We start from the raw sequence: 26422 nt of genomic DNA on the forward strand, positions 1-26422 counted from the left end.
GCTTCAGCAATTAGATCCATGTACGCAGTACTACCATTGTGTAGGTACTTGTTACCCCTGGTATAGAGCGAATTTCGTCTATGAACTTATTTATCATTTCTATACCAGATGCTCTTACAATGACGAGTATGTCGTATTCTCCAGTTAATTCATATACTATCTCAACTCCTGGTATCTTCAAAATATTTTTGGATACCTCTGGTACTGGAACTGGGGGCTGTGTTTTTACTAAGATGATAGCTTTTATCTCGTTTATGAGCTCATACTCTATTGTTATCTTTTTTATAATCCCACTTTTTATGAGTCTTGAAATTCTTTTTCTAACAGCAGATTCACTTATGCCAAGTTCTTTAGCAAGCTTTGAGTAAGGTGTTCGCGCATTTTCTTTAAGCAATTTTAAAAGCTTTAAATCTAGATCATCTAAAGGCATTATTCCTAGCCCTTAACAACAACAGTTCCCTTCCCATTTAACGCATTGGTTACAGGATTATCTATTACACCAGAAGCTATCACAACTCTGTCAACACCTTCTTCAACAGCTTTCCCAGCCAACATAACCTTTCTATTCATGCCAGGCCCTATTTTCTCAATAATTCTCTCTATAGATGATGACTTTATTTCAGGCACCACTACATTGTCTATTATCACACCCTCTACATCAGTTAGTATTATTAAGTTAGAAGCTTTTAATGCAGTAGCAATAGCATATGCTGCCTGATCTCCATCAACATTTAGGAGAGTGCCCTCACTATCAACAGCTATTGGTGCCACAACTATCGTAAAGCCCTTATCTAAAAGAAGCTGAATAAGCCCTGTCTCAGCTTTAATTACTTTACCTGTGTACCCACCATCTATAACCCTTTTTCTCCCTCTTTCATCAACTATAACAATTCTCTTCTTTCTTTCAGCCAATAACGTTTGGCCATCAGCACCAGTAATACCTACAGCAGGCACATTTAATGCCAGTAACTTTGAAACTATAGTCTTATTTATCTTACCTGCCATAACCATTACATAAACTTCAAGTTCCTTTTCATCAGTATATCTACTCCTTATTCCTTCTGGGGACATCACAAACTTTGGTTCTATTCCAAGTTTTTTACTAATTTCTGTAACAATATCACCTCCACCATGAACAAAAACCACTTTCTCTCTTCTACTTACCTCTGCTAAGTTTTTGACAATGCCATCCATATTCTTATTTAGAGCTCTTCCACCAGCTTTAACAACAATTACCATTGTTTTCAACACCTACACAGGTTTTGGAGGCACTATAAGTAGTCCAGCAGTTTCTTCAAAACCCATTGCAATATTGAATGCTTGTATAGCCTGTCCTGCAGCACCCTTAACAAGATTGTCTATAGCTGCAAATGATGTTACTCTACCAATTCTTTTCTCAATTGCAAAACCAATATCTGCATAATTGCTACCAACAACATATTTGGGATCTGGATAACCCGGGGGAACCTTATATACTATTCTAATGAATGGCTCATTTTTATATGTTGCCACATAGTATTTCAGCATCTCAACATCGTCTATATTTTGAGTAAGCCAAGCATGTGATGATGCTAGTGCTCCTCGCACACTACCAACTGCGTGAGGAACCATGGAAATCGATACGGATTTACCAACAACTAATGAAAGTTCCTGCTCAACTTCCGCAGCATGTCTATGTCCATCAGCATCATATGGTCTTATACAGCCTTCTCTTTCTGGATGGTGATCAGCTATACTTGGTTTTGAACCAGCCTCGCTACTCCCAACCTTTACATCAACAACTATTTTATCTAGAAAAATCAAGTTGTTTTTAACTAAAGGTAGAAGCGATAGTATTCCAGCTGTGGCGTTGCAACCGGGAGATGCAATCAGCTTTGCATTTTTAAGTTCATCACGATGAATCTCTGGTAATCCATAAACAGCTTTGTTAAGTAAATCTGGATAGGGATGTTCAAAACCATACCACATCTTGTAAAGCTCAGGATTCTTCAATCTAAAGTCAGCACTTAAGTCGATAGTTAATATGCCCATTTCTAAAATTTTTGGTACATAATTTAATGAAACACCATGTGGTAGAGAAAGAAAAACAGCGTCACAATTCTTTGAAACAGCATCTAAATTAATATCTGTAAACTTTAGATTTCTATAAATACCACGCAAATTAAAATGAACATAGTGTACAGGCTTGCCCACATACTCTCTCGATGTTGCCATAACAACCTCTACACCTGGATGATTTGCTAGCAGTCTAAGTAGCTCACCTCCTGTATAGCCAGATGCTCCTAATATGCATACTTTCTTGCTATTGGAACTCATTTTGTTATCAACCTGCTGCAAACTTTATTTAGGTACAAGCTTTACTAGTTCAACTTTATTTTTGTATAGCGGTTTTTATACTATAAAGATATGATATTGGTGCAGATTCTAGTAAAGCTACATACATGAATCCGCACATGAATACTAGCATATTGTATATATTCCCTGCAATTCATATAGGATTTGTTAACAAAAACCATGTATTATGAGGTTCATGGAAATGGTAAAAACAAAATGTCCCATATGTGGAGGTGAAGTAACACTACCTGACGATGTCATGTCAGGAGAGGTTATAGAACATGACTGTGGAGTAACGCTGGAAGTTGTTATAGATGGAAACAACATAAAGGTGAAGCCTTTAGAAGGTGTTGACGAAGACTGGGGAGAGTAACAAAGGTGATGTCTATTGCCAAAGCCTTACTAGTTTATGAAGTTATGAGATGGGAGGAAAAAGCTCTTCTAGATGCAGCTAAGGAAATAGATTTAGATGTTGAGCCCATACACCTCTATAGTTCTGTTATCCAAATCGGATATAACGGAGTAAAAGATGTTTTCAAAGCTAATGCTGAAATAGCTTTACAAAGAGCAGTGAGCCATTCTATAGCATTGAATGCTACCATTGCTTTAGAGTCTCTTGGCATTAGAGTAATAAATAATTCAATGTCGACAGCTCTTGCAATGAACAAGCTCTGGACATTATCAATTCTTTCTAGAAATGGTATAAAAACACCAAGAACATTAGTTGCGTTTAGTGATGAGGCATGCTTCAAATTTGCACAAGCAATTGGTTATCCAATTGTTTTAAAGCCTATTGATGGTAGCTGGGGAAGATTAATAGCAATGGCTCGAGATGAGGAAGAGCTTAGAGCAATACTAGAGCATAGAAGCTATATACCAAATCCAACAATGAAAGTTCACATGATTCAAGAACTTGTTAACAAGCCAAATAGAGATATAAGAGTTTTTGTTGTTGGTGATGAGGTTCCAGTGGGTATATATAGAGTAAGTAATCACTGGATAACGAATACCGCTAGAGGGGGGAAGGCGGAGCCTGCTAAAATAGATGATGAGTTAAGGGAGCTTGTTTTAAAATCAGCTAAACTTCTAGGGATAGAGATTGCTGGTGTCGATGTCTTTGAGGATAGAGACAGGGGATACATTGTTAATGAGATTAATGCAGTTCCTGAGTTTAAGAATACTGTTGCGGCAACTGGTTATAAGCTTCAGCTAGATATCATGAAATATGTTAAAAATCAAATAAAGAGATAAAGCATAAAATAACAAATCATTGCTATTCTCATGGTGGTGTCTACATGCTAAAGTATCTAATGTTTTACGAGGATAGAGGTTTAGAAATTTCATATGCTGAGGGGCAATATGTATGGGATTCTAATGGCTTAAAATACATAGATATGCACACAGGGCATGGAGTGGCGTTTCTTGGCCATAGAAATCCACATGTTGTAAAAGCTCTAACAGAGCAGCTGAATAAAGTCTCAATAGCATCAACATCTTTTAGAGTCAGAGTAAGGGAGGAGATGTTAAATATTCTATCAAAGATAGTGCCAAACAGTTTTGAGTATGTATATCTGTTGAATAGTGGTAGCGAAATAGTTGATTTTGCTTTAAAAGTTGCTAGAAAGGCTACGGGCAGAAAAAAGATTGTTTACTTCACTAACTCATTTCATGGCAGAACCTTTGGAGCTTTATCTGTCACATCAAATATTAGATATAGAAGAGGTGTGGAGCCATTACTTCAAGATACTTACCAAGCAAAATTTAATAATGTTGATGAATTAGATAAGGTAGTGGATAATGAAACAGCTGCAGTAATTGTTGAGTTGATACAAGGAGAAGGTGGTGTGAATGTTGCATCAAAAGAGTTTGCTAAAGCAGTGAGAGCTAGAACACTTGAAACAGGCTCTATTCTCATAATTGATGAAATTCAAACAGGTTTTGGCAGAACGGGTACTACATGGCTATTTGAGCAATACAATATAGTACCAGATATTTTGTTAGCTGGTAAGGCAATTGGTGGTGGATTTCCTGTAAGTGTAGCGTTTCTACCACATGAAATAGCATCTAAGCTTGAGCCAGGAACTCATGGATCTACATATGGTGGAAACCCCCTTGCTTGTGCAGCTGTGAAAGCTGCAACAGAGGTGCTTATTCAAGATTCTGTTCCGTTGAAGGCATATGATAAGGGAAGGGAGTTAATAGATTTGCTTAAAAAGGAATTGAGTGGACATAGAATTGTTAGAGAAATTAGAGGTGCTGGGCTTATGATAGGTATTGATCTCAGAATTGAGCCAACAAAAACTATAAAGTGTTTGCAAAACAATGGACTATTGGCTTTAAAAGCAGGGGTAACAGTTCTAAGGCTTTTACCACCATATGTAATAAACCGTGATGATATTGCATATGCGGTGAATGTTATTGGTAAATGCATTGAGGAATCTAGCAGTTGACATGTTGCTAGATATTGTCAAAGCCTATAGCCCTACAGGTGCTGAGGAAAAAGCTGTAAAGATTTTATATGAATATGCTAAAACCCTTGGATTTGACAAAATTACTATAGATAATGTTGGAAACCTTATAGCTGAAATTGGATATGGAGAAAAGAGTCTTGCTTTAATAGGACACATAGATACTGTTCCAGGTGAAATACCAGTTGAGTACAATGGTTATAGCATTAAAGGTAGGGGTGCAGTTGATGCTAAAGGCCCTTTAACAGCAATGTTCATAGCAGCATCTCTTGCTAAGAGAGGTATAGATTTGAATAAGCATAGAATTGTTGTAGTTGCTGCCGTAGGTGAGGAGGGTGATAGTATAGGTGCTAAAGAACTTTTGAAAAAAGGTTTTAAAGCAAATGGAATAGTAATTGGAGAACCTAGCAACAACTCTATTGTAATAGGATACAGAGGTGGTATGCGACTAGAGATCACATGTAAATCCAGACCTTCACACACTTCATCTCCTCCAATAGAGCCTTCAGCATGCGATAAAATCATTGGTATATGGTCAAAAATTAGAGAAATGTACAACACATATACCCCACAGTCAAATTCTGCAACAGCAATTCATATTAGTTGTGGTGAAAACAGTAGATTTAATGTGTATCCAACACATGCAATTCTCATAGTAGATGTAAGAATATCAGTAAGTGGTAGTGTGGAGGCAATTGAAAAAGATGTTCTGAACATAGTTAAACAATACAATGAATGTTTTCAGAGAGTTGTCGATTTTACACCACCAATCAAAGTCTCAGTGAATAACACAGTTGTAAGGGCATTAACAAGAGCATTGTTGAAGACAAACACTAAGCCAAGGTTTGTTTATAAACTTGGGACAAGCGATATGAACATTCTTGCAGCATGTGCAAACAATAATATTGTTGCTTATGGTCCTGGCAAATCACAGTTATCTCATACAGATGAGGAGGAAATAGCTGTTGATGAGCTGCTACAAGGCATAGACATTTACACAAAAACAATTTTAGAGTTTTTCAATATACTTGATTGAATTTGCATTAAAAAATGGAATCTATTAACTAAAATCTCTCTAATTATACCTAGATTCATTACGTTTTCAAAGGTCTTGAAATTCTTGGTTTAACAACTACACCATCTATAGGCTTATTCTCTAAATAATTCACTATAGCCTCCACAACAGCTTCATCCATACCTTTAAGAGACTCCCATGTATATGCAGCTATATGTGGTGTTATAATCACATTTGGATATTTCAACAATTTGTGATCAGGGCCTATAGGCTCTTTCTCAACTGTATCTGCTGCATAAGCTGCTATAGTTCCATTTTCAAGATACTCACACAGCGCATCTTCATCAACAAGCTCTCCTCTAGCGGTATTGACTATTATAACACCCTTCTTCATCTTGCTCAACACATTCCTGTTGATCATATGATAAGTTTCATTTGTTAAAGGTGCATGGAGTGTTACTATATCGCTTTCCCTAGCTAATTCTTCTAAAGATGTAGCATATTTGTAGCTTAGTTGCTCAACTCTTTCCCTAGGTATGTAAGGATCATAAACAATTATTTTAGCTCCAAAACCCTTTGAAAGTATTTCAGCAACTCTAGACCCTATGTTCCCCAGTCCAACAACTCCTACTGTTAAAGAGCTAAGCTCTTTAGCTATGAACTTTGCTCTATCGCCCCACCTACCCTGTTTAACAGCTTCATAGGATTGAACGACATATCTCAAAGCACTTAACATAAGAGCAATTGTGTGTTCCGCAACAGCTTCTCTTTCTCTCCAACCAGGTACCCTAGCAACTGTAACTCCAAATTCTTCAGCAGCTTTAACATCTATATTGTCGTATCCAATACCATGACGAACAATAAGAACAACATCTTGGTTATTCTCAAAGAATTCTCTATCGTAAATTGGGGTAACACTTGCAACAACAACATGATACCCTCTTAGCTTCTCAGCTAAGAGCTTGCCTCTATAGTCTCTTGGAACCTCAAGTCTATCGACAATCCCAAGCTTTTTAAGTTTTTCAATGGCATCGGTATATAAACCAAAGGACTTAGAATTAACAATAGCTATTCTAATCACTACTTAGCACCTGAAGCACTTCATCCAAAACTCTCTTAGCTACTTCAACACTTCTTGAATCAAATTCTTGAATCATTTGAACAGGTGGGTAACCAGCATCAATTCCTCTAAATTTCAAGAGTTCTCTTATAGCCTCTTGAACCTCATTAGAAAGCTTAGTTAAAGCTTTTCTTAATTTGTTGACTTGGTATTGAAGCTCTAGAGCCTTGGTTAAATCACCTTTTAGAACATAGCTATACAACTTCGATGCAGCTTCTGGAATGAGGTTGGATATTCCACATATGTGAGCTGGGATTCCTATGGCAAATGCGTAGAACATGAATGAATCTCCAGCTGCAGCAATAAAGTACTTATCTTTAAATCTCTTAGCATATTCTAATAATTGATCAACATCTCTACTAGTATCCTTTATACCCTTAACACTTTTCACATTATCAACAATGTATTGAAAATCATCAGGTGTTATATTGTATCCAACACGCCCAGGATTGTTGTATATAATGATATCTAGCTCTATCTTGGATGCTACATGGTTAAAGAACTCAGCTAAACCTTTTTTACTAGGTCTATGATATGGAGGAGCCACAATGCTAACCTCTTTGTAGCCTAGATCCTTAACATTTTTGCCAAGCTCTATAACAGTATCGATACTAGCTGATCCTATGTGTGGCAGTAAATACATGTCTTTAGGAGAGAGTTCAAGAGCTTTTTCAAAAACCTTTAGCCTTATAGATTTTGGAAGTATAACTCCCTCGCCATATGTACCTGTTAGAAACAGCCCTTGAACACCATTCTTATATTGAAACTCTATCAACTGTTTCAAACAGTCTACACAAAGTTCTCCATCTTTTGATAACGATGTTATTAAAGCAGTGATTATACCATTTCTTTTCACAATTAACACCTAATACCTTTTCAATGCTGAAAGTAAATAAAGCTTATATAAAACCATGTTTTAAAATATATTTCTGCTACATCATTAAAATGAATTCTAAAACCTTTTTGAATATTTCATAGTCTTTACTTAATTTATCGCTTAATTTGCTATTGGGTTTAACAACATCTGCTGAAAATTTTGATGATATTTTGTAGATATGGTCTTTAAAAACTGCCTTTTCTAGTGAAGTTAAGGCTAGTAAAGAATTACCTACATGTACAGCATCTGGTATCTTCGTAAATACAACATTTTTATTGAAGGTGCTGGCAAGAAGCATTTTTATAAAAGGTATTTGCGCTATTTTGCCACTAGCCACAATCTTTTCATAGTCTATACCACAACCTTGAATAATGTCTCCAATAAGCTTCAGCAGTAATACAAGTCCTTCTGCAATAGACGCTAGAAATAAGTTCATGTTCAATCCCTCTCTCAATCCAAGAACCCAAACACCTATATCCCTAGACATTCTCGGGTGTCTCTCTGGGTATAGCAGTGGTATTACCACTGGCGTGGGTTTTGCAATAAACTCTTCAATGTTAATCTTATAGAGATTTTCTACAACATCTTCAATGTTTGTGTTAATTAGTTTAGCTATGTACTCTAAAACAATTCCACAATTGTTCAATGCTAAACCAGGAATCCAAATACCTCTGTAAAGATAATATGTTTGCAAATTCATATTATTTGACATATCTATAACAGGTTTTTCACTTGTAACTCTAAGCATGCTACTAGTACCCATATTGATAACACCAACACTTCTTTCACCACCAGTAAGTCCAAATATCATAGAGCCTCCATCATATAATCCAAGCACAACTGAAACATCCTCAGAAAGACCCATTTCCCTAGCCACATCAGATCTTAAATGCAGTATATAATCACCTTCCTCAATCCTTGGCAACTGATTTTCATCTACATTTGCAATTTCCAATGCGAAATCATCCCACTTAAGCTTGAATATGTTTAAAAGTTGATAAGAACCACTTGCACTAGACAAATCTGTAATAGGCTCATTTGTAAAATGTAGCATTAGCATAGCCTTTACATCTAGCAACAACGATTTCTTAACAATGTCAGGATTTCGCTGTAGGAAGTAGAGAATCTTGGGTAAGTTATAGATTGGAAGTGGAGGACACCCAGTTCTTCTATAAATTTCAACACCATGTACCTTAACATAATTTAAAACCTCTTCAGATCTTCTATCAAGCCATGTAATAATATTGCTATAAAACTCACCATTTCTACCAACAAAAACCAATGAAAATAGGTAAGATGAAAATATTAGCACATCTGGTTTACCCCAGTTTTTAACTAAATGTTTTGCAAGTCTCTTAGCTTCACCAAGTACATGTGCAGGTATATGCTCATACACCTTCTCATTAGATACTATAACATGTTTTGAATTAATCATTTCTTTAATGGAAAATTCAAAATTCTTATCATCGAAAATTGTCATAGAAGCTTTGATATATGTTGTACCTATATCTATAGAAATTATTTTAAATAAATTCAAAGTTTTCACCACATAATAGTCCAATTGAAATTCATATAATTAGAATAATAAGAAATAAATAAAATCGTTATTTTATTTATTGCTACATAATTACTTCTTCAATAATTTTATTTATAGCTTTTCTTAAAGTGACATATATAGAGAGTTTAGATAAACCTAATAATTGTGATAGCTTCTTCAATCCTCTGCTTCGCCTAGGTGCAAGTATATACCCTGTTTCATAAGCTTTTAAAAGAATTTCTAGCTCTCTTCTAGTAAGTATTGAAAGTGTATAGCTTTTAGCTATTTCGTGAACAATGTCTTTTACACAATTTAGAAGAGATTTTGCAATAAAAGCTATATTTTTGGGCTGTAATATGATAACAAATTATCGATAAATCTTTCAACACTGCTTCGATCCCCATATGCACAGAATTTTCTAAGACCATGAAACATAATATAAGGCTTCACAATTCTGATATTGTAATCATTGATAAGCTGAAAAAATTCACAGCATTCCTTTACTGCAAGAATAATGCTATGAGAATCAAATTTTAATTCTTCAAAAGATACCACACCCAAGTTCCTGTATATTTTTTCATTCGAATATTCTTTTAAATGCTCCAATGCTTTGAGATTACAGCAATAGTGAGGTATAGCTTCTCTTTATCATCTCTATCTACATAAAGAATTACAGGATCATTAACATGCCTAGATAGTTCACCAAATAGACTTGAGGCAGAAGCTTTAACTGCTATAGCATAGCTTGCAATGTGATATTTAGGCAAAGAAGTAACTTCATTCTATAATTTGTAGATAGATTTATAAGTTTTTGCAAGTTCCTTAACATAGATTAAAAATTTTTCATAGCATTTCTCATAAACATTCTTTAGTTGAGCTTCAGGTGATATTACATCAGCTTGTGATTTTATTATTACATCCAATTTTGCTTTAGCTATATCATTTACATAATTCAAAGCTCTTATAGCTACTATCATAGCTCCTAATGCGCTAGCCATTCTCATTACATCGCCACTATACAATGTTATTGGCTTGTCCAGAATATTTGAAATAATTTTTACCACTTCTAGAAGATTACATCCACCACCACCGCAATGCAAACTTTTTATAACAATACCATTTTCCTCCATAGCATTTAGAGCTGTTTTCAATGTGTATCCAACCCCCTCAATAGCTGCTCTAGCTATATGACTAACTTTGTGATGTACTTCGACCCCTAAAATAGTTAATCTTAGGTATGGATCTCTAAATGGGAATCTTTCACCAGATATAAAAGGCAAAACATATACATTTTCACTGCAAGCTTTAACCTCTTTAATCATTTTCAAAAACTCGTTCCATTGAGAAGACTTAACAATATTTTCTCTAATCCATTCTAAAAACGTCATACCATTGTTTGATGCAGCTCCAATGGTTCTATAACCATCAGCACCATAGTAACAGAAAAACCTCATTTCTTCTCTTTTATCTAAAACAACATCCTTTTTGAGAATTCTTATGACAGCTGTTGAACCAAGGTTTATAACACCCTCATCCTCATATACGCTATAACCTATGTTTTGAAGAGCTCCATCGAAAGAACCTAAAACTACAGCTGTTTTCTCAAGCCCAAGATCAGGAAAGGATTTATAATCTAAAACTTTAGCTCCTTCAACAATCTCTGGAAGAATCTTCTCATCAACATTTGCTATTTCCAAGGCTAGAGAATCCCATTTAAGCTTGTGTATATTCATTAAACCTGTTCCAGATGCAGTTCCATAGTCTAGTGCTCTTATACCAGCTAATTTATAAATTACATAGTCTTTTACAAAACTAATAGCATGAGCTTTTTCAAGAAAACCTCTAGCTCTAGCCCACATCAACTTAGTTAATGGGTAAACAAATATAGGCGGACAACCAGTTCTCATGTACAGTTTCTGGCCATGAGCAGAAACCTCATCTTGATAAATAGCAGATCTGGTATCGAGATGAGTTAAAACACCTGTAAGAGGGTTAAGTTTTTGATCAAGTAATGCTAAGCCATGGAGATAACAACTAAAAGACAAAGCCTCAACTTTTTTCTCAAAACCCTTAACCACAAGCTTGAGGCACTTAAAAATATTTTTTAAAATCTCATCAAGATCATGTTCAGCAGCACCAGGCTCCGGCATGTGAAGGTTTACAGGTTGTGTACACTCCTTTGCTATGTGGCCTTCAAAATCCATTAGTGCGGTCTTCACAGATGAGGTACCTATATCTATAGCTACAATCATCATTATTTACCATTAGTAATTATTATGTTAAACTTTAATAATGAAATACAAAGATAAGAAGTTTATAAAATATTAGTTTTATTTTTACCCTTATTAACCCTATGTTGAATCAACAAGGTAGTGTTAACTGTGTGTAGTATGGCAGGTAATGAAGGAAAGAGTAGTAAAAGGATTTTGTATTCAGCCCTACTAATCTGGCTATCCGCATCATCATTTGTTGGCCCAGGTATTGTATGAGCAGCCGAAGCTATAGGATCTGGTGAGGTAGTATTATCTACACGACGTGGTGCAGCATTTGGGCTGATGTTATTATGGGTATCCACATGGGCTGTTATTCTCAAGAACTTGAGTCCTGGCTATCTCCATGGTAGACGGACTGTGGTTTTTGGTGAAGGTGCTATGGATATGTATGCAAAGATGCCACTAAGAAGAGTATGGTCAATAGTGTTCAGCATTTTACACATACTTGCAGGTGCTATGAGCATAGGTGGTTTAGATGCTAGTGTAGGTGTAGCAGTATATACAATAGCTGGTAAAATAAGGCCAGTTCAAGCATATACTGCTGGTATGTACATTGTTATAACTGAAAGCCTCGCCCTAATGACGGGGAGGAGGTCAGAAGAAAGGAAGAGATCAGGATAATACCACTTCAATAATAAAAACATAACCTTATTTTTCAATTTTAATATTTAACATTAAATGGATTTTGAGAAGACTGCTTCATTTGGCTCAATATATTTTCGAGCCATTGAGGTATTTTTACATTGTCTACTCTTCTTGATGGAGTGTAGGGCTTTATATCTAATACAGGTGTTTCGTTATATAAATCTATGTTCTCGACATACAGTAAACCACTGTCTTTATCTACATCTCTTAGTTTTGCTATTGTTAAAGCTATTGGGTTTGGCCTATGTGGAGAATCTGTTGAAAAAACACCTACCTCAGGCAAGGTATGTAGTGGAATCCCCAGTTTCCTAGCCAAGCCCCTAGGTCTTACAACTAACACATTTCTTGTGTTTTCTGAAACTTTATGAAGATAAGCTAAAATAATTATATGAGAAAATCCCTCCAAACCTCTCAACCCAGCTCTATATTCAGGAAAAATCTCAATAATACCGTCAACACCATTTATAGACTCCTTTACATGCTCATCGCTATAACCATGCCTTACAATACCAATTGGTTTTAAAACAATGCAACTAAGAGACAAGATATTAACACCATCAATATATACATTGTATTGTACATAAATGCTTTACTACTAATGCTTTATATGTTGTCTGAAGATAAGCAGTAGAAACAAAAATAGTTATACAAACGTGAAAATGTAAATACAATTCATGACTCTTATTACATTAATTACTTACTTATCTTGTACTGGATATAGAACTGTTTAAGTAGCAGCAAAATGTTGATTTTATAGTAAGACGTTTCAAGTCCCTAAATCACTTAATGAAAATCAAATATGATGCATGTTTATAGAGAGAAGTTACCTAGATTATCTGTAGAGAAATGCAATTTACAATTCTTTGAAGAGAAACAGTGCTGATAATGTCTAAATTTATTTTAAAGCTACAGGCTTTGAATACCTAGATATAGTTCTAAAAGCTCCTTCTTTTGTAAAAGTTCTTTGGGCTCTCCTGCAAATCTTATTTCACCACTTGCAAGTAGATATACCCTATCAGCTATTTCTAGTGCTCTGTGAGCATATTGCTCAACAATTAGAATTGTTATACCCTTTTTTCTTAGCTCAACAACTTTTTCCAAAACTCTTTTAACCATTATTGGTGCCAAGTCTGTTGTTACCTCATCGAGTAGAAGCAGCTTTGGATTTTTCATCAATGCTAGTGCTATTGCCAACATTCTTCTTTCACCACCACTCAATGTACCTGCTTTTCTATTTATCAACTCCTTGAGCTTGGGGAAAGTCTCTAAAACATCGTCAACTCTTTTCAGAAACTGAGACTTTGGCAAACCTACAGCAGCTAGTCTCAAGTTCTCATATACAGATAGACTAGAAAATATATTGTTTACTTGTGGTACATAGCCTATTCCAAGCAATGAGATTTGATGTGGCTTTAAACCAGCTATGTTACTGCCATTAAATATGATTTCACCACTATAGATGTCTGCCAATCCATATATGCTATTAAGAAGTGTTGTTTTTCCAGCACCGTTGGGGCCTATAATAGCTGTGATAGAACCTTCTGAAACATCTATATTGACATTAAACAAAACCCTTATTTTTCCATATCCTGAGTACAGATTTCTTATTTGTAATAATACCAATTGGTGTTACCCTAAATAGATTTCAGCTACCTTAGGATTCTTCAAAATTTCTACAGAAGTTCCACTTGCAACAACTCTTCCCCTATCCATAACATAGACATTATCAGCATACTTTAAAGCTATATCAATTCTGTGCTCTATAACAAGAAATGATACATCCAAAATACTTCTAATTTTGCTTAATCTTTCAAAAATTCTAGAGGCGTATCCAGGGTCTGTACCACCAATTGGTTCATCAAGAGCTAAAAGCTTTGCTCCTGAGGCAAGAGCTCTTGCAACTTCAAGCATTTTTAGATGGCCTGCACCAAGCTTATAAGCTTCCCAATCCCAGTATGAGTCAAGACCAACAACTTCAAGTATTTTAAATGCTTTTTCAATGTTCTCCTTCTCCTCCCTAACCCAACTTCTTTTAACTAATGCTCTCAATGGATTCTCGCCCCTACTCTTCATAGCAACAAGAACATTATCCAAAACAGTTAAGCTTCTAAATGGCTGTGGTATTTGAAATGTTCTTGCAAATCCAAGGCTATAAACTTTATAAGGAGGCCATCCAGTTATATCAATGGAATTAAACAAGACCTTGCCATAATCAGGTTTCAAAACACCAGTACAAACATTAACAAAAGTTGTTTTCCCAGCGCCATTAGGGCCTATAAGCAATGTTATGCTATTTCTTTGAACATCTATTGTTACAGAATCCAGTGCCACAACTCCTCCAAATCGCTTAGTTAAATTCCTCGTAGATAGTATAGAACCATTTGAATTAGCGTGGCTCAATGCATTCACCCAGTTTACATAACTTACTTGGATTATTTTTAGTTTTTAAAAATTTATGCATATACTATACACAACTATACATATAAATTAAAATGAGTTAGTTTAAAAATATATTAATTTTTAAAACATGATCTTCATTTCATATTTTTGCTTTAACTATATATCACAAGCTGACCGTTTATAAACCCTCCTACCTCCTTCCATACATACTTATCTCCTTCTTTAACTACAGCACCAATTGTATAATCTGTTGTTGCTCTATCACCATTTTCATCAAGTTGGAAATGTCCTGAAGCTCCAATAAACATTTGAAGTACTAGAGGAATTGCATTTCTTATGGCTTCACCATCATATTTACCAACATGATCTAAAGCTAGTGCAACAGCCCATACAGCATCGTAAGTGAAGTATGCATAGGGTATGGGTTCTTGGCCAAGTTTTTGAATAAGTCTTTGCCTAACTGAGTCCTTCAATGGTGATTGGCCAGGAGCAGCCATAGTATTCCAGAATCCTACTTTTGCAGCAAAGTCGGCAAGTTCTTTATTTTCAACAAGTTTAGATGTTCCATAGGTTCCATCAGAGCCTTCCCATTTAACCTCAGCAAGTATTGGATATTTCAAAGCCTCTGTAAATATGTTTGCCACTTCTTCAAAGGATATTGCCAGTACACCAACTTTGTCCTTGCCATATTTATTCACATAGTTTGTAACAATGTCATTAAGTTTTGCAACTTCTGTTGAAAACTCCTGTGCTTTTGGATCATATCTTATTCCATTATCGAACCCACAGTTTCCTCCACCAACACTACTACACAATTTCATAAACTCTGTTTTTGTATAATTAACTAGTCCATCTCCCCATGTATCACCTCTCCATATTGGAACAACATATCTTACTCCTCTTTCCCACAGAATGTGAGCTATTGCAATTCCCTGGTATTTGTCTGGAGGCACAAATCTATATATGAAGTCATTTGGTATTGCAAGCTCCATAGATGTTGATGACTGTGAAATAACTAGTATTTTATTTGAATCAGCGAAACTCTTAATATTTTTAACCTCGCTACTGGCCATGGGGCCAACAACAACTTTTACACCTCTTGCTGCAAGATCCATCAACTTATTTAGTGCAATATTAGGATCAACAGCTGTGTCCTCAACATAGGGTTTCAATCTCCATGGTTTACCAAGTTTCTGCAGCCACTCATTAACATCATTTACAGCCAAAAGAAATGCCTCTTTGCATTGTGCTCCATAAGTTGCTAGTGCACCCGATAATGGTAATAGTGCTCCTATTGGAATGTCTCCTGAAAGTACTGTAGCTATTGGGGTAGCATATGTTGTTACAGTGTACGTTATTGTGGAGGGAGCAACTGAGGATACTGTGGGAGTTGCTTGTACTCCAGGTTTAGACATAAGCGAGTATGATGCATAGCCTATACCATATCCAACGACTAGTGCTACTATGATTAGGCCAATTGCTATGGTGTTTTTCATGTTTATACACCTTTACATCTATCGTAGTTACTATACATGTATATGCTATTTTGAGGGCTATAAATATTTTAATCAGATTTATAATCATATAAATCAATTTCATGTTACTTACTATAGTCTATGTATTTGTGGCTGAATAAAGTATTTTATACCCTACAAACCATTTTTGACTAAGTCGCTAAGACGTGGTGTAGAAAGTAGTATGTTGCCCATAGTGCTTACATCAATAGCCTATGCATCTATATTAGCAATTGGATGTGCTGCAATAACCTTGTGGTATGCATCAACACGTGTATTCAACTTTGCACATGCATCTATGGTTAGCTGGGGATTTTACATAACATTTATACTTTATAAGCTTTTTGATTCTTCACCATATTTATTTATGCCTATTGCTGCATTAATTACTGGCTTATTTGGTATTGCCATATATGTTTCGGTAATTAGAAGGTTGATACAGGTTAAAGCATCTGAAATAACACTGATGATGGTTACTTTAGGTGCAGATTTTGTTTTATTTGCTTTTCTAAATGTTGTTATAGATTATCTTGCAAATGTTTACAGATGGGATATTAGAAGTGTAAATATCGTTTTAAAGGATGTTACAATAGCTACAATATATGGTGTTACTATTAAAGGTGTTTACCTAGTAGCACCTTTTTCAGCTCTTGCATTTCTAGTTTCTATATACATGTTTTTGAATATGACAAGCACTGGAATAGCAATGAGGGCTTCTATAGAGAATCCAGAGCTTTCATCAATTCTTGGGATAAATACTGATAAAATCTATGCACTTGCATGGTTTATTGGAGGGTTATTGGCAGGGTTTTCTGGAGGCCTTTTAACAATGATTACACAAGGTACAAGCTCTATAGGTTCTGACTTGATAGTACTCTACTTTGCTGGATCCATTGTTGGAGGTTTGCAAAATATTTTAGGTGGTTTATTAGGTGGGCTTCTTGTTGGATTAAGTGAAAGATTGATTCCATACTATCTCTCAGCTGTTTTTCCATGGATTTACTCATATAGATTTGCAGTACCCTTGATAATGCTTGTAGCAACACTGCTTCTATATCCAAGGGGCTTAGCTGGGTTGGTGGAGAGGAGATGGCGCTAGAATCAGGACTAACATATATATTAATGAACATTATTTTAAATTTCAGCATATACTTAATACTATCACTTAGCCTCAACATAGAAGTTGGGTTTACTGGTATTCCACAATTTGGAAGATTAACAGCAGCATTGGTAGGATCTATAGCTGTTGGTGGTGTAATAGGCAGAGTTGCAGCTACTTTAATAGGAGCTCCTACAGGTAGTGAGTTCATATCTTACAATGCACCAATAATAACACAAATAAACAACTATCTATCTACACATGCTATAGCATCAATTACCCTTTTAGTATTGGCAATTTTGACAGCAGTATTACTTGGAGCCTTAATAGGTTTGCTAACAGCATTGCCTGCAATAAGACTTAAAGAGTCTTATCTAGGTATAACACTATTGTCGTTTGGTGAAATACTTAGAACAATTACATATAACTCTCCTGAAATAATTGGAGGAACATTGGGCATTGCTGCACCATCCTTTTTCAGTTTTACAGGCGCATATGAGAGTTTTGCAGTCATGCTATTCATAGTCTTAATGGCTATTTTCTGCTACTTAATCGCTGAGCGAATAAGTAAATCGCCTTTGGGAAGGGTTATGAGAGCTGTTAGAGATTCTGAGCTCGCTTCACAAGTTTATGGAAGAGATATAATGATTGTAAGAATCTATGCCATTGTTATAGGCTCTTCAATGGCGGCATTAGCAGGAGCTCTCTACTCCATATTTACAAAAAGTGTGAGAGCAGATATCTTCACAAGATACAGCTGGACATTTTTACCATGGGCATACATAATGCTTGGTGGAGTTGGAAACAATCTTGGGGTTGCTCTAGGAGTTATAATACTTACTATAGCTAGAAGCACCATATCCATATACAAGTATGAGATCTCAGAACTTATTCCAATAGACCCTGTTTGGCTAGAGTACATACTAATAGGTATGGTGATAATACTGCTAACTCTCTTTAGACCTCAAGGAATCCTACCAGAAAAGCCTGTAACCACTGTTTCTAAAAAAGAGCTTGAGGACATTAAAAGAAAAGTTGCATCATTCACTAGCTAATTTAAACTATTTATTTATATGACAAGCGAGTAAACCCTAATACAAATATTCATAAATTATCTACAATGATATATGGTGCAAACTAGGGTCTTTTCAAATGAGATATAGAATCTTCTTCAACTTGAAGAAAAACTAAACAGCAATAAAAATGTTTCAAACTCCTTTCTCAAGTCTTTTTCTTGCACTATCTATGTGCTTCATTATAATGCTAAATGCTTTTTCAACATCATTTTTAGATAAAATGATTATTGTATCTGTATAACATGATTCGATGTGAGTAATGTTTATATTGTTTTGCGCTAACACATTTGCTATATAGGCTAAGACCCCTGGAGTTGTCACTATTTCAATTGGACTTACAATAATTATTGCTGCTTGATCTTTTTGCACATTAATAACATCATCACTCTTTATTATTGTTAAGTACTCATTAGCTGTTTCCCTATCTAACACAATTGTTATTGTTTTAACGCTTTGCATTATGGCTATAAATCTAGCTTCGGACATTAACTTACTTAGAAAGGCTATGACATAGCTAAGCGCAGATGATCTTAGTGTTACAATAGTTATATCTGTTCTTATCTCAATTGAGGATCTTGCTAATACCTCAAGAACCTCTCTCCTAACTTGCCTTTCTCTTCCAGCTTTACTAGAATACCTTATTAAGGCCATTTTAATTGAGTCAACAGATACTTCTTTTCCAAGCAATTGCGAGATTATGGGATGCAACATTTTTGCTAATTTACTATAGTTAACAATACCTCTTCCAATACACTGTTGAATTATTGGATCACTGGAAACAACATCTGTAACAATATCTGATACTGACGACAATTGTTCCACCTATAACAGATATCTGATACAATTAGTTATAAACATTTCACTAACTGGAAAAATGCGTTCTAAAAACTATAAAATAAAATTTAAGGTGCAAATCAATTGAAGGTTGTACTAGCGTATTCAGGTGGGTTAGATACTTCAACAATATTAGTGTTGTTGAAGAAAAAATACAATGCTGATGTTATAACAGTTACAGTTGATGTGGGGCAAGAAGATGATATGAAAGGTGTTGAGGAGAGGGCATATGAGCTTGGAGCATCTAAACATTATACCATAGATGCAAAGAAGGAATTTGCTGAAGAGTATGTGTTCAAAGCAATTAAAGCAAACGCTTTGTATGAGGGGAAATACCCACTTGGAACAGCTCTTGCAAGACCATTAATAGCAAAAAAAGTTGCTGAAATAGCTATGGAGGAGAACGCTGATGCTGTAGCACATGGATGTACTGGCAAAGGCAATGACCAAGTCAGATTTGATTTAACCTTGAAAGCATATCTAAAGCCAGGCATAAAGATATTGGCACCTGTTAGAGAGTTGAAGCTAACAAGAAGCGTCAATATAAAGATTCTTAGCGAGTATGGCTACAAAGTTCCTGAAACACATAAGAAGTACAGTATTGATGAAAACTTGTGGTCTAGAAGCATAGAGGGAGGAGAGCTTGATGACCCACTTAAAGAACCAGGTGAAGACGCATTTGCGTGGACCATGCCACCTGAAAAAGCTCCTGATAAGCCAGCTTACATTAGCATAGAATTTGACGAAGGTATTCCAGTTAAGGTGAATGACGAAAAAATGGATTCTGTTCAGATGATAAAATATTTAAACATGTTCTTAGGCTCTCATGGATTTGGCAGAATAGATTTGATAGAGAGCAGAGTTGTTGGATTGAAGAGTAGAGAGGTTTATGAAGCTCCTGCCGCATTGGCATTGATAGAAGCACATCAGGATTTGGAAAGAATGGTTTTAACACCAAAAGAACTAAGATTCAAGAGACTCATTGATGAAATGTGGACTGATTTGGTTTATCAAGGTCTTTGGATAGATCCTTTAAGAACACATTTGGAAAGCTCTATAAACTCTATGAACAAATACATATGTGGTGTGGTTAAATTAAAGGTCTTTAAAGGCTCTTTATCAGTAGTGGGAAGAAACAGTCCATATTCTCTATATTCGAGAGAGGTCATAGACTACAACACTGGGTGGTATCCATCAGATGAGGAGGCTAGAGGATTTATAATGATACATGGAATGTATGCATTAACATCGTTAAAGGTTAGAAATAGTAAGTAATGTCTTGTTTCTTGAGGAGCAAATGGTATGACTCTACGATATAGAATATACATAGGACAGACAAAGGATTTTATTGAAAGCTACTTCTCTAGCTTAGAAACGGATAAGAGACTTGTTAAATACATCACAATGGTTATGATGGCGCATGTAAAAACGCTAATGAATCATGGAGTAATTCCGAAAGACCATGGAGAGGAGATACTGAGAAAGCTTAAGGAAGTTTTTCAATCTAATGGAGAACTTTTGTATAAGTGGATTGAAAAATCAAATACATTGTATGAAGATGCTTTTGAAGCACTTGAAGCATATTTACATGATGTTTCAGATGCTGATGCAGGCTATGTGGCAATTGGTAGAAGCAGGAATGACCATATAGCAGCTGTTCTGAGGCTTTACATAAGAGACAACATTGTTAACATCCTATACAAGCTTTTAGAGGTTAGAGAAGCTTTGTTGCATAAAGCAACGGAGTTTAGAAGTATAATAATACCATTCTTTACACATGAACAGATTGCTCAATGTGGTTCAGCATCAATATTCTTCATGTCTTATGAGTATACATTGGCTAATCTTTGGAAAATGCTTTACCAAGGACTTGACTTACTCAAAGAAAATCCCCTTGGTTCTGGAGCGGCAAGTGGCAGTCTTGTAAATATTGATAGAGATTTTATTGGGAATCTTCTTTGTCTGGATAACACAGCAATACCACCATACTATGCAACAGGTTCAAGACTTTTCGTTCTTCACTATCTAAACATGTTATCACTTATAATGCTCGAGTTAAGCAGATTTGCGGAGGACATGATATTTTTGAATAGTCTAATACCAAATGCACTAAACCCACCTGTTGAACATGTAGCAACAAGTAGTATAATGCCCCATAAGAGAAACCTTGTCACAATGGAAATTGTTAGAGCCAATGCCTCAAAAGTTTGTGGATTGAGTTTTGAGTCTCAATCTATATACAAAGGCCTTCCGTATGGCTACAATCTAGATTTTCAGGAAATAAATAACGCAATTATGCAGTCTCTTGAAGTTGTTCAAAAGACGTTGGAAATAGTTAAAGATTTTATAAATGGTTTAAACATAAATGAGAATGTTATTCAAAAATATATTGAGGATAAACCATGTTGGAGTAGTGACCTAGTTGAGTATATTGCTTTAACTAATGGAAGACCGGCAAGAGAGGTTTATCTAAGTCTTGCTAGATTATTCAAGGAGTGTAGCGCAATAGATTCGAAATGTGTTTCAAAGCTTCTATCTTCACTTAATCTATCGCATGTCGATATTTGGAACATAGTCAAGAACAAACCCATCGAGATAAACATTAAGAAGATACTTGAAGATGCCTGGACAAGGCTCGAAAGAGACAGAAATATTGTTAAAAGCATTTCACTATTCATTGAAAAGTGTACCTCAGCGCTTTTAAGCTAATTTGGTAGAGTATGTGTGAGGGTTCTTGCACATATACACATTGCCTCATGTAAAATGCGAAACAGGATTGAAAAGCCGCCTGCTACTTGAGAATGGTGATGCTGTAGAAGGATGTGGCTTTGGCGCTAAAGGTATTAGTGTAGGAGAGATTGTATTCTCAACTAGTATGACAGGCTATACAGAGGCTTTAACAGATCCTAGCTATGCTGGTCAAATACTTGTATGGACACATCCAATGGTTGGATGCTATGGAGTTCCAACAAAAGCACATAACTATTGTGGTGTTCCACTAAACTATGAATCTGATAAAATACAAGTTGAAGGCTTTGTAATTTCAGAGCTTCCACCACCAAATCACTATCTAAGTATCTATGATTTGAACACATGGCTTTTGAAAAATGGCGTTCCAGGAATGTACAAAGTCGATACAAGAGCTTTGGTCAAAAAACTTAGAGAACGTGGTGTTATGATGAGTGTTTTAGCTGTTTTTCCAGAAGATGAAGAAGTTTCGTGGGACGAACTTGAAAAGAAACTGAGAACAGCCACGAGATACGACTTAATAAATTTTGCACATATAGTGTCGCCAAAGAATATAGTGGTTCATGAGCCTTTGACAAAGCCCGTAGCTACTATAGCTGTTCTTGACTGTGGTCTAAAGTATGGGATATTGAGATGGCTTTTGAGATACGGATTCAAGGTTATAAGATATCCGTGCTGGGCTAAGGCAAGTGAGCTGCTCGATAATTCTAATGGTATTGTTGTAAGCAATGGTCCTGGAAATCCAGCTGTTTTAGTGGATCAAATAAGAACTGTTAGAGAAATAGTTGAATCTGGCAAGCCAGTTCTTGGAATATGCCTTGGTCTGCAGCTTATATCACTATCTCTTGGAGCTAAAATCTACAAGCTTAGATATGGTCATAGAGGACCTAACAAGGGTGTTGTTGATGTTTTAACTGGTAAAAGTTATATAACAACACAAAACCATGGTTATGCAGTTGATCATAGAAGTCTTGTTGAATCAGATTTAATTTTGTGGTTTAGTAATATTGATGACAAGTCTGTTGAGGGGGTTATACATAAAAAACTACCTGTAATCGCAACACAGTTCCATCCAGAAGGGGGGCCAGGACCCCATGACACAACATGGGTATTTGAAATGTTTAAAAAGATGGTGTTAAACCATGGAGGTAGTTAAAAAAGTTCTTGTAATAGGATCTGGGGCTATTAAAATAGCTGAAGCTGCGGAATTTGACTATAGCGGCAACCAAGCGTTGAAGGCTTTGAAGGAAGAGGGTATTGAAACTATTTTAATAAATCCCAATATAGCAACAATACAAACAAGCTATAAATTTGCTGATAAGGTCTATCTCCTGCCCCTCAAAACGGAATATGTTGCTAAGGTTATTGAAATTGAGAGACCAGATGGAATTCTCATAGGTTTTGGAGGACAAACTGCTTTAAGTATTGGTGTAAGACTTCATGATACTGGTGTGTTGAGTAAATATGGTGTGAAGGTTTTGGGAACACCAATTGAGGGTATTAGAAGAGCATTGTCGAGGTCGTTGTTTAGAGAAACTATGGTTAAGCATGGAATACCTGTTCCACCAAGCAAAGCCACAACATCTATTGATGAAGCTATTAAAATAGCTGAGGAAATGGGGTATCCGGTCATGGTTAGGGTTAGCTTCAATCTCGGTGGAGCAGGAAGCTTTGTTGCGTGGAGAAGAGATGAGTTGGTGAAGAAACTTAGAGCAGCTTTTGCACAATCAGAAATAGGTGAGGTTTTAGTTGAGAAGTATCTTCATCACTGGAAGGAGATAGAGTTTGAGGTTGTTAGAGATAGCTATGACAATGTAGCTGCAGTTGCATGTTTGGAGAATCTAGATCCTATGGGGGTGCATACTGGTGAATCTATTGTTGTAGCACCATGTCAAACGCTTACAGATTTTGAGTATCAACTCTCTAGAAACTTGTCAATAGCAACTGAGAGAGCTATAATGCTTGTTGGTGAAGGAAATGTTCAAGTAGCTCTAAATCCATGGAATAGTGAAGAAGCTTATGTAATTGAAACTAATCCGAGAATGTCAAGAAGCAGTGCTCTTGCTAGCAAGGCAACAGGGTATCCACTTGCATACATTGCTGCTAAACTTGCACTTGGATATAGACTTTACGAGGTTTTAAACAAGGTTACAGGTAAAACATCTGCTTGCTTCGAGCCTAGTCTCGACTATGTTGTTATAAAGATTCCTCGATGGGATTTGGACAAGTTTCCATATGTTGAAAAAACACTTGGTACAGAGATGAAAAGTGTTGGAGAGGTTATGGCAATTGGAAGAGCATTTTTAGAAGCTTTGCAAAAAGCAATAAGAATGCTTGATATTGGTGAGCCGGGTCTTGTTGGTGGAAGAATCTATGAGGATGATACAATCTCAATTGATTACGTATTGGAGAGGATTAGAAGAAGAGAGCCTTATTGGCCAATCTGGGTTGCAAAAGCATTGAAATATGGAATTAATGTTGACACAATATATGAATTGACTGGGATAGACAAACATTTCCTGAAGCAAATACTAGGTGTGGTGCAATTCTATGAAAATCTAAAGAAAATTAGACAAGTAGAAAATATTGATGAGAAGAGCCTATCTAAAATCGTAGCCGAGGGCAAAAGACTTGGCTTTTCTGATGAGCAGCTTGCTAAAGCTCTTGGCATGGACATGGATAAAATTAGGGAGATTAGGAAAAGGCATGGAATAACCCCAGTGGTTAAGCAGATAGATACCTTAGCAGCTGAGTGGCCTGCTCAAACAAACTATCTCTATTTAACACACAATGGGTGGGAGCATGACATTTCCTTTGTAAGTGAAAAGCCAAAGATTATGGTTCTTGGAGCAGGTGGATTCAGAATTGGAGTTAGTGTTGAATTTGATTGGAGCATTGTTTCATTTGCTGATGAGGCTCGAAAACTTGGATATGAAGTTATTGTAGTTAATTACAATCCAGAAACTGTTTCAACTGATTGGGATATGAATGAAAAGCTATATTTTGATGAGATAACAGTTGAAAGAGTTATTGACATCTATGAACTGGAGAAGCCAAGAGGAGTAGTGGCTTTTCTTGGTGGTCAAATATCAAACAACATTGCATGGGAACTAGAGAAAAGAGGGTTATTGTTACTTGGCTCAGCAGGTTATAGTGTTCATAGAGCTGAGAATAGAGCACTGTTTAGCAAGCTCCTCGATGAGCTAGGTATTAAGCAGCCACCATGGATTGAAGCAACAAATGTAAATGATGTTGTGAAATTTGCTGAAGAAATCGGTTACCCAGTGCTTGTTAGACCAAGTTATGTGCTAAGTGGTTCTGCAATGAACATTGCATGGAACAAGAAAGAACTCATAGACTACATAACAAGAGCTGCTAAGATATCTCCCAAATATCCTGTTGTAGTTTCAAAGTTTATTGATAATGCAATTGAATTTGAAATAGATGCTGTAGGCGATGGAAAAACAGCTGTTGGTACAGTAATAGAGCATATAGAGTATGCTGGCGTTCATAGCGGAGATGCAACAATGACCATTCCATATAGGACATTGCCAAGAGAAATTGTGGAAAAGGCATGTAAAGTGGCTATGAAGTTAAATGAGGTTTTGAATATTAAAGGGCCATATAATCTCCAAATGCTTTATAAAGATGGAGATATATATGTTATTGAATTGAACCTGAGAGCTAGTAGATCAATGCCATTCACAAGTAAAGTAACTGGGTATAACCTAATGAAGGCAGCTGTTGAAGCTGCTTTGCTTAACAAACTTAATACGGTTGTTTTTGAAAATAAGTTCAACTTATTATTGCCAAAATGGTTTGGAGTAAAATCACCTCAATTCTCATGGGCAAGACTAAGAGGCTCTTATCCATTTCTAGGGCCAGAAATGAGAAGTGTTGGAGAGGTTGCTGTAATATCAAGGAAATTTGAAAATGCATTTATTTTAAGCTGGCTTAGCGTTTCTGGAAATAAATTACCATCGAAAGACAACATTATATTAATATACAATCCAATGCAAAAAGACTATGTAGAATTGTACGAAGCATCAAAAACACTTTCCAATGCAGGCTATACTGTAGTTACTATAGATACAATGCCTGTTAAAGGTGTTGATGCAATTTCTGAGACAAAAGTTGTTGAGTATATGATAAATAATAAAGTTGATCTAGTTATAACAACTGGTTATGCGCCGGAAAAAGACTACAGGATTAGAAGATATGCAGCAGACTTGGTTGTACCAATGATTCTAAATCATAGATTAGGAGCAGAATTTGCAAAAAGCTTATCTAAATTCACTTTAGATAATGATGATATTAAAGATATGAAAATGTTTTGGACTAGAATAGAGGATATTATAATGCCCATTGCATAAACATTTTTACCTACTTAAGTCAAACACTTTTCTATAAATCATTGCTAAAGCTTATGCTCAATTATTTGAAGTACTTATTATATTTATAGTCTTGTATTGTTCTCATAAA

Annotated in this window: 25 protein-coding genes; 11 read left to right on the forward strand and 14 right to left on the reverse strand. The window is 35.8% G+C overall.

Annotated elements, in window-relative coordinates:
• Positions 1-10 precede the first annotated feature (10 nt).
• From lysM to argC, 3 genes are read right to left on the reverse strand one after another with little or no spacing between them, the layout of a single operon-like run.
• Positions 11-430 carry an HTH-type transcriptional regulator LysM gene (lysM, locus tag QPL79_RS07160; protein ID WP_285274123.1) on the reverse strand — a complete coding sequence of 140 codons (420 nt, stop codon included), beginning with the start codon at positions 428-430 and terminating at the stop codon, positions 11-13.
• Positions 431-435: 5 nt separating this feature from the next.
• Positions 436-1239, reverse strand: coding sequence for a [LysW]-aminoadipate/[LysW]-glutamate kinase (locus QPL79_RS07165; protein WP_285274124.1), 804 nt, complete (start codon positions 1237-1239; stop codon positions 436-438).
• A 12-nt stretch (positions 1240-1251) separates the two neighbouring features.
• Positions 1252-2316: an N-acetyl-gamma-glutamyl-phosphate reductase gene (gene argC / locus QPL79_RS07170; protein WP_285274125.1), complete on the reverse strand. Its 1065-nt coding sequence runs from the start codon at positions 2314-2316 to the stop codon at positions 1252-1254.
• A 220-nt stretch (positions 2317-2536) separates the two neighbouring features.
• Between argC and lysW/argW the strand changes: the two genes are divergently transcribed.
• Genes lysW/argW through QPL79_RS07190 form a run of 4 tightly spaced genes read left to right on the forward strand, consistent with a single transcriptional unit; the run spans position 2537 to position 5838 of the window.
• A complete protein-coding gene (gene lysW/argW, locus QPL79_RS07175; RefSeq protein ID WP_285274126.1) occupies positions 2537-2707 on the forward strand; it encodes an alpha-aminoadipate/glutamate carrier protein LysW in 171 nt (56 codons plus the stop codon).
• An 8-nt stretch (positions 2708-2715) separates the two neighbouring features.
• Positions 2716-3585, forward strand: coding sequence for a lysine biosynthesis protein LysX (gene lysX, locus QPL79_RS07180; protein WP_285274127.1), 870 nt, complete (start codon positions 2716-2718; stop codon positions 3583-3585).
• A gap of 44 nt (positions 3586-3629) precedes the next feature.
• Entirely contained in the window at positions 3630-4784 is a 1155-nt protein-coding gene (locus QPL79_RS07185; protein WP_285274128.1) for an aspartate aminotransferase family protein, read from the forward strand.
• Entirely contained in the window at positions 4753-5838 is a 1086-nt protein-coding gene (locus tag QPL79_RS07190) for an N-acetyl-lysine deacetylase (RefSeq protein WP_285274129.1), read from the forward strand. Before QPL79_RS07185 ends, QPL79_RS07190 begins: the two co-directional genes overlap by 32 nt.
• 58 nt (positions 5839-5896) lie before the next feature.
• Here the strand turns inward: QPL79_RS07190 and QPL79_RS07195 are convergent, their stop codons facing one another.
• From QPL79_RS07195 to QPL79_RS07215, 6 genes are all read right to left on the reverse strand, one after another.
• A complete protein-coding gene (locus QPL79_RS07195) occupies positions 5897-6898 on the reverse strand; it encodes a D-isomer specific 2-hydroxyacid dehydrogenase family protein (protein WP_285274130.1) in 1002 nt (333 codons plus the stop codon).
• A complete protein-coding gene (locus tag QPL79_RS07200) occupies positions 6891-7793 on the reverse strand; it encodes a dihydrodipicolinate synthase family protein (RefSeq protein WP_285274131.1) in 903 nt (300 codons plus the stop codon). The genes QPL79_RS07195 and QPL79_RS07200 overlap by 8 nt, the downstream gene beginning before the upstream one ends.
• Positions 7794-7869: 76 nt before the next feature.
• Complete coding sequence (locus QPL79_RS07205) at positions 7870-9351, reverse strand: FGGY family carbohydrate kinase (RefSeq protein WP_285274132.1); 1482 nt, start codon at positions 9349-9351, stop codon at positions 7870-7872.
• 82 nt (positions 9352-9433) lie between these two features.
• Positions 9434-9712 carry a helix-turn-helix domain-containing protein gene (locus tag QPL79_RS09285; RefSeq protein ID WP_350309098.1) on the reverse strand — a complete coding sequence of 93 codons (279 nt, stop codon included), beginning with the start codon at positions 9710-9712 and terminating at the stop codon, positions 9434-9436.
• Positions 9713-9944: 232 nt separating this feature from the next.
• A complete protein-coding gene (locus tag QPL79_RS07210; protein WP_285274133.1) occupies positions 9945-10118 on the reverse strand; it encodes a hypothetical protein in 174 nt (57 codons plus the stop codon).
• Between the two features lie 15 nt (positions 10119-10133).
• Positions 10134-11603, reverse strand: a complete 1470-nt coding sequence (locus QPL79_RS07215) for a gluconokinase (protein WP_285274134.1) — start codon at positions 11601-11603, stop codon at positions 10134-10136.
• A 303-nt stretch (positions 11604-11906) separates the two neighbouring features.
• Between QPL79_RS07215 and QPL79_RS07220 the strand changes: the two genes are divergently transcribed.
• Complete coding sequence (locus tag QPL79_RS07220) at positions 11907-12245, forward strand: hypothetical protein (protein ID WP_285274135.1); 339 nt, start codon at positions 11907-11909, stop codon at positions 12243-12245.
• A 40-nt stretch (positions 12246-12285) separates the two neighbouring features.
• On the opposite strand, the gene tsaA is transcribed toward QPL79_RS07220, so the two are convergent.
• The 4 genes from tsaA to QPL79_RS07240 all read right to left on the reverse strand — a co-directional run bounded on the left by tsaA (position 12286) and on the right by QPL79_RS07240 (position 16165).
• Positions 12286-12813, reverse strand: coding sequence for a tRNA (N6-threonylcarbamoyladenosine(37)-N6)-methyltransferase TrmO (gene tsaA / locus QPL79_RS07225; RefSeq protein ID WP_285274136.1), 528 nt, complete (start codon positions 12811-12813; stop codon positions 12286-12288).
• 362 nt (positions 12814-13175) lie between these two features.
• On the reverse strand, positions 13176-13892 hold the full coding sequence (locus QPL79_RS07230; protein ID WP_285274137.1) for an ABC transporter ATP-binding protein: 717 nt from the start codon (positions 13890-13892) through the stop codon (positions 13176-13178).
• A 6-nt stretch (positions 13893-13898) separates the two neighbouring features.
• Positions 13899-14678, reverse strand: a complete 780-nt coding sequence (locus QPL79_RS07235; protein ID WP_438839356.1) for an ABC transporter ATP-binding protein — start codon at positions 14676-14678, stop codon at positions 13899-13901.
• A 143-nt stretch (positions 14679-14821) separates the two neighbouring features.
• Positions 14822-16165 carry a penicillin-binding protein activator gene (locus QPL79_RS07240; RefSeq protein ID WP_285274139.1) on the reverse strand — a complete coding sequence of 448 codons (1344 nt, stop codon included), beginning with the start codon at positions 16163-16165 and terminating at the stop codon, positions 14822-14824.
• A 214-nt stretch (positions 16166-16379) separates the two neighbouring features.
• Here QPL79_RS07240 and QPL79_RS07245 point away from each other — a divergent pair, with 214 nt between their 5' ends.
• Complete coding sequence (locus QPL79_RS07245) at positions 16380-17282, forward strand: branched-chain amino acid ABC transporter permease (protein WP_285274168.1); 903 nt, start codon at positions 16380-16382, stop codon at positions 17280-17282.
• Positions 17273-18337, forward strand: a complete 1065-nt coding sequence (locus QPL79_RS07250; protein WP_285274140.1) for a branched-chain amino acid ABC transporter permease — start codon at positions 17273-17275, stop codon at positions 18335-18337. Before QPL79_RS07245 ends, QPL79_RS07250 begins: the two co-directional genes overlap by 10 nt.
• A gap of 153 nt (positions 18338-18490) precedes the next feature.
• Here the strand turns inward: QPL79_RS07250 and QPL79_RS07255 are convergent, their stop codons facing one another.
• Entirely contained in the window at positions 18491-19171 is a 681-nt protein-coding gene (locus QPL79_RS07255) for an ACT domain-containing protein (RefSeq protein ID WP_285274141.1), read from the reverse strand.
• A gap of 105 nt (positions 19172-19276) precedes the next feature.
• Between QPL79_RS07255 and QPL79_RS07260 the strand changes: the two genes are divergently transcribed.
• The 4 genes from QPL79_RS07260 to carB all read left to right on the forward strand — a co-directional run bounded on the left by QPL79_RS07260 (position 19277) and on the right by carB (position 26313).
• Positions 19277-20467, forward strand: coding sequence for an argininosuccinate synthase (locus QPL79_RS07260; protein WP_285274142.1), 1191 nt, complete (start codon positions 19277-19279; stop codon positions 20465-20467).
• A gap of 27 nt (positions 20468-20494) precedes the next feature.
• Positions 20495-21901 carry a lyase family protein gene (locus QPL79_RS07265; RefSeq protein WP_285274143.1) on the forward strand — a complete coding sequence of 469 codons (1407 nt, stop codon included), beginning with the start codon at positions 20495-20497 and terminating at the stop codon, positions 21899-21901.
• 67 nt (positions 21902-21968) lie between these two features.
• The gene (gene carA, locus QPL79_RS07270; protein WP_350309099.1) at positions 21969-23096 is read left to right on the forward strand and encodes a glutamine-hydrolyzing carbamoyl-phosphate synthase small subunit; all 1128 of its coding nucleotides are present in this window, start codon (positions 21969-21971) and stop codon (positions 23094-23096) included.
• Positions 23083-26313, forward strand: coding sequence for a carbamoyl-phosphate synthase (glutamine-hydrolyzing) large subunit (gene carB, locus QPL79_RS07275; protein ID WP_285274145.1), 3231 nt, complete (start codon positions 23083-23085; stop codon positions 26311-26313). The genes carA and carB overlap by 14 nt, the downstream gene beginning before the upstream one ends.
• Positions 26314-26422: the final 109 nt, after the last annotated feature.

This window comes from Ignisphaera cupida, assembly GCF_030186535.1.
Lineage (GTDB): Archaea > Thermoproteota > Thermoprotei_A > Sulfolobales > Ignisphaeraceae > Ignisphaera > Ignisphaera cupida.

Coding starts and splice junctions, on each gene's coding strand:
- QPL79_RS07185 (WP_285274128.1), top strand. CDS start 3,630: ATGCTAAAGTATCTAATGTTTTACGAGGATAGAGGTTTAGAAATTTCA.
- QPL79_RS07265 (WP_285274143.1), top strand. CDS start 20,495: ATGACTCTACGATATAGAATATACATAGGACAGACAAAGGATTTTATT.
- lysX (WP_285274127.1), top strand. CDS start 2,716: ATGTCTATTGCCAAAGCCTTACTAGTTTATGAAGTTATGAGATGGGAG.
- QPL79_RS07240 (WP_285274139.1), bottom strand. CDS start 16,165: ATGAAAAACACCATAGCAATTGGCCTAATCATAGTAGCACTAGTCGTT.
- QPL79_RS07250 (WP_285274140.1), top strand. CDS start 17,273: ATGGCGCTAGAATCAGGACTAACATATATATTAATGAACATTATTTTA.
- QPL79_RS07165 (WP_285274124.1), bottom strand. CDS start 1,239: ATGGTAATTGTTGTTAAAGCTGGTGGAAGAGCTCTAAATAAGAATATG.
- argC (WP_285274125.1), bottom strand. CDS start 2,316: ATGAGTTCCAATAGCAAGAAAGTATGCATATTAGGAGCATCTGGCTAT.
- QPL79_RS07220 (WP_285274135.1), top strand. CDS start 11,907: ATGTTATTATGGGTATCCACATGGGCTGTTATTCTCAAGAACTTGAGT.
- lysM (WP_285274123.1), bottom strand. CDS start 430: ATGCCTTTAGATGATCTAGATTTAAAGCTTTTAAAATTGCTTAAAGAA.
- QPL79_RS07215 (WP_285274134.1), bottom strand. CDS start 11,603: ATGATTGTAGCTATAGATATAGGTACCTCATCTGTGAAGACCGCACTA.
- lysW/argW (WP_285274126.1), top strand. CDS start 2,537: ATGGTAAAAACAAAATGTCCCATATGTGGAGGTGAAGTAACACTACCT.
- carB (WP_285274145.1), top strand. CDS start 23,083: ATGGAGGTAGTTAAAAAAGTTCTTGTAATAGGATCTGGGGCTATTAAA.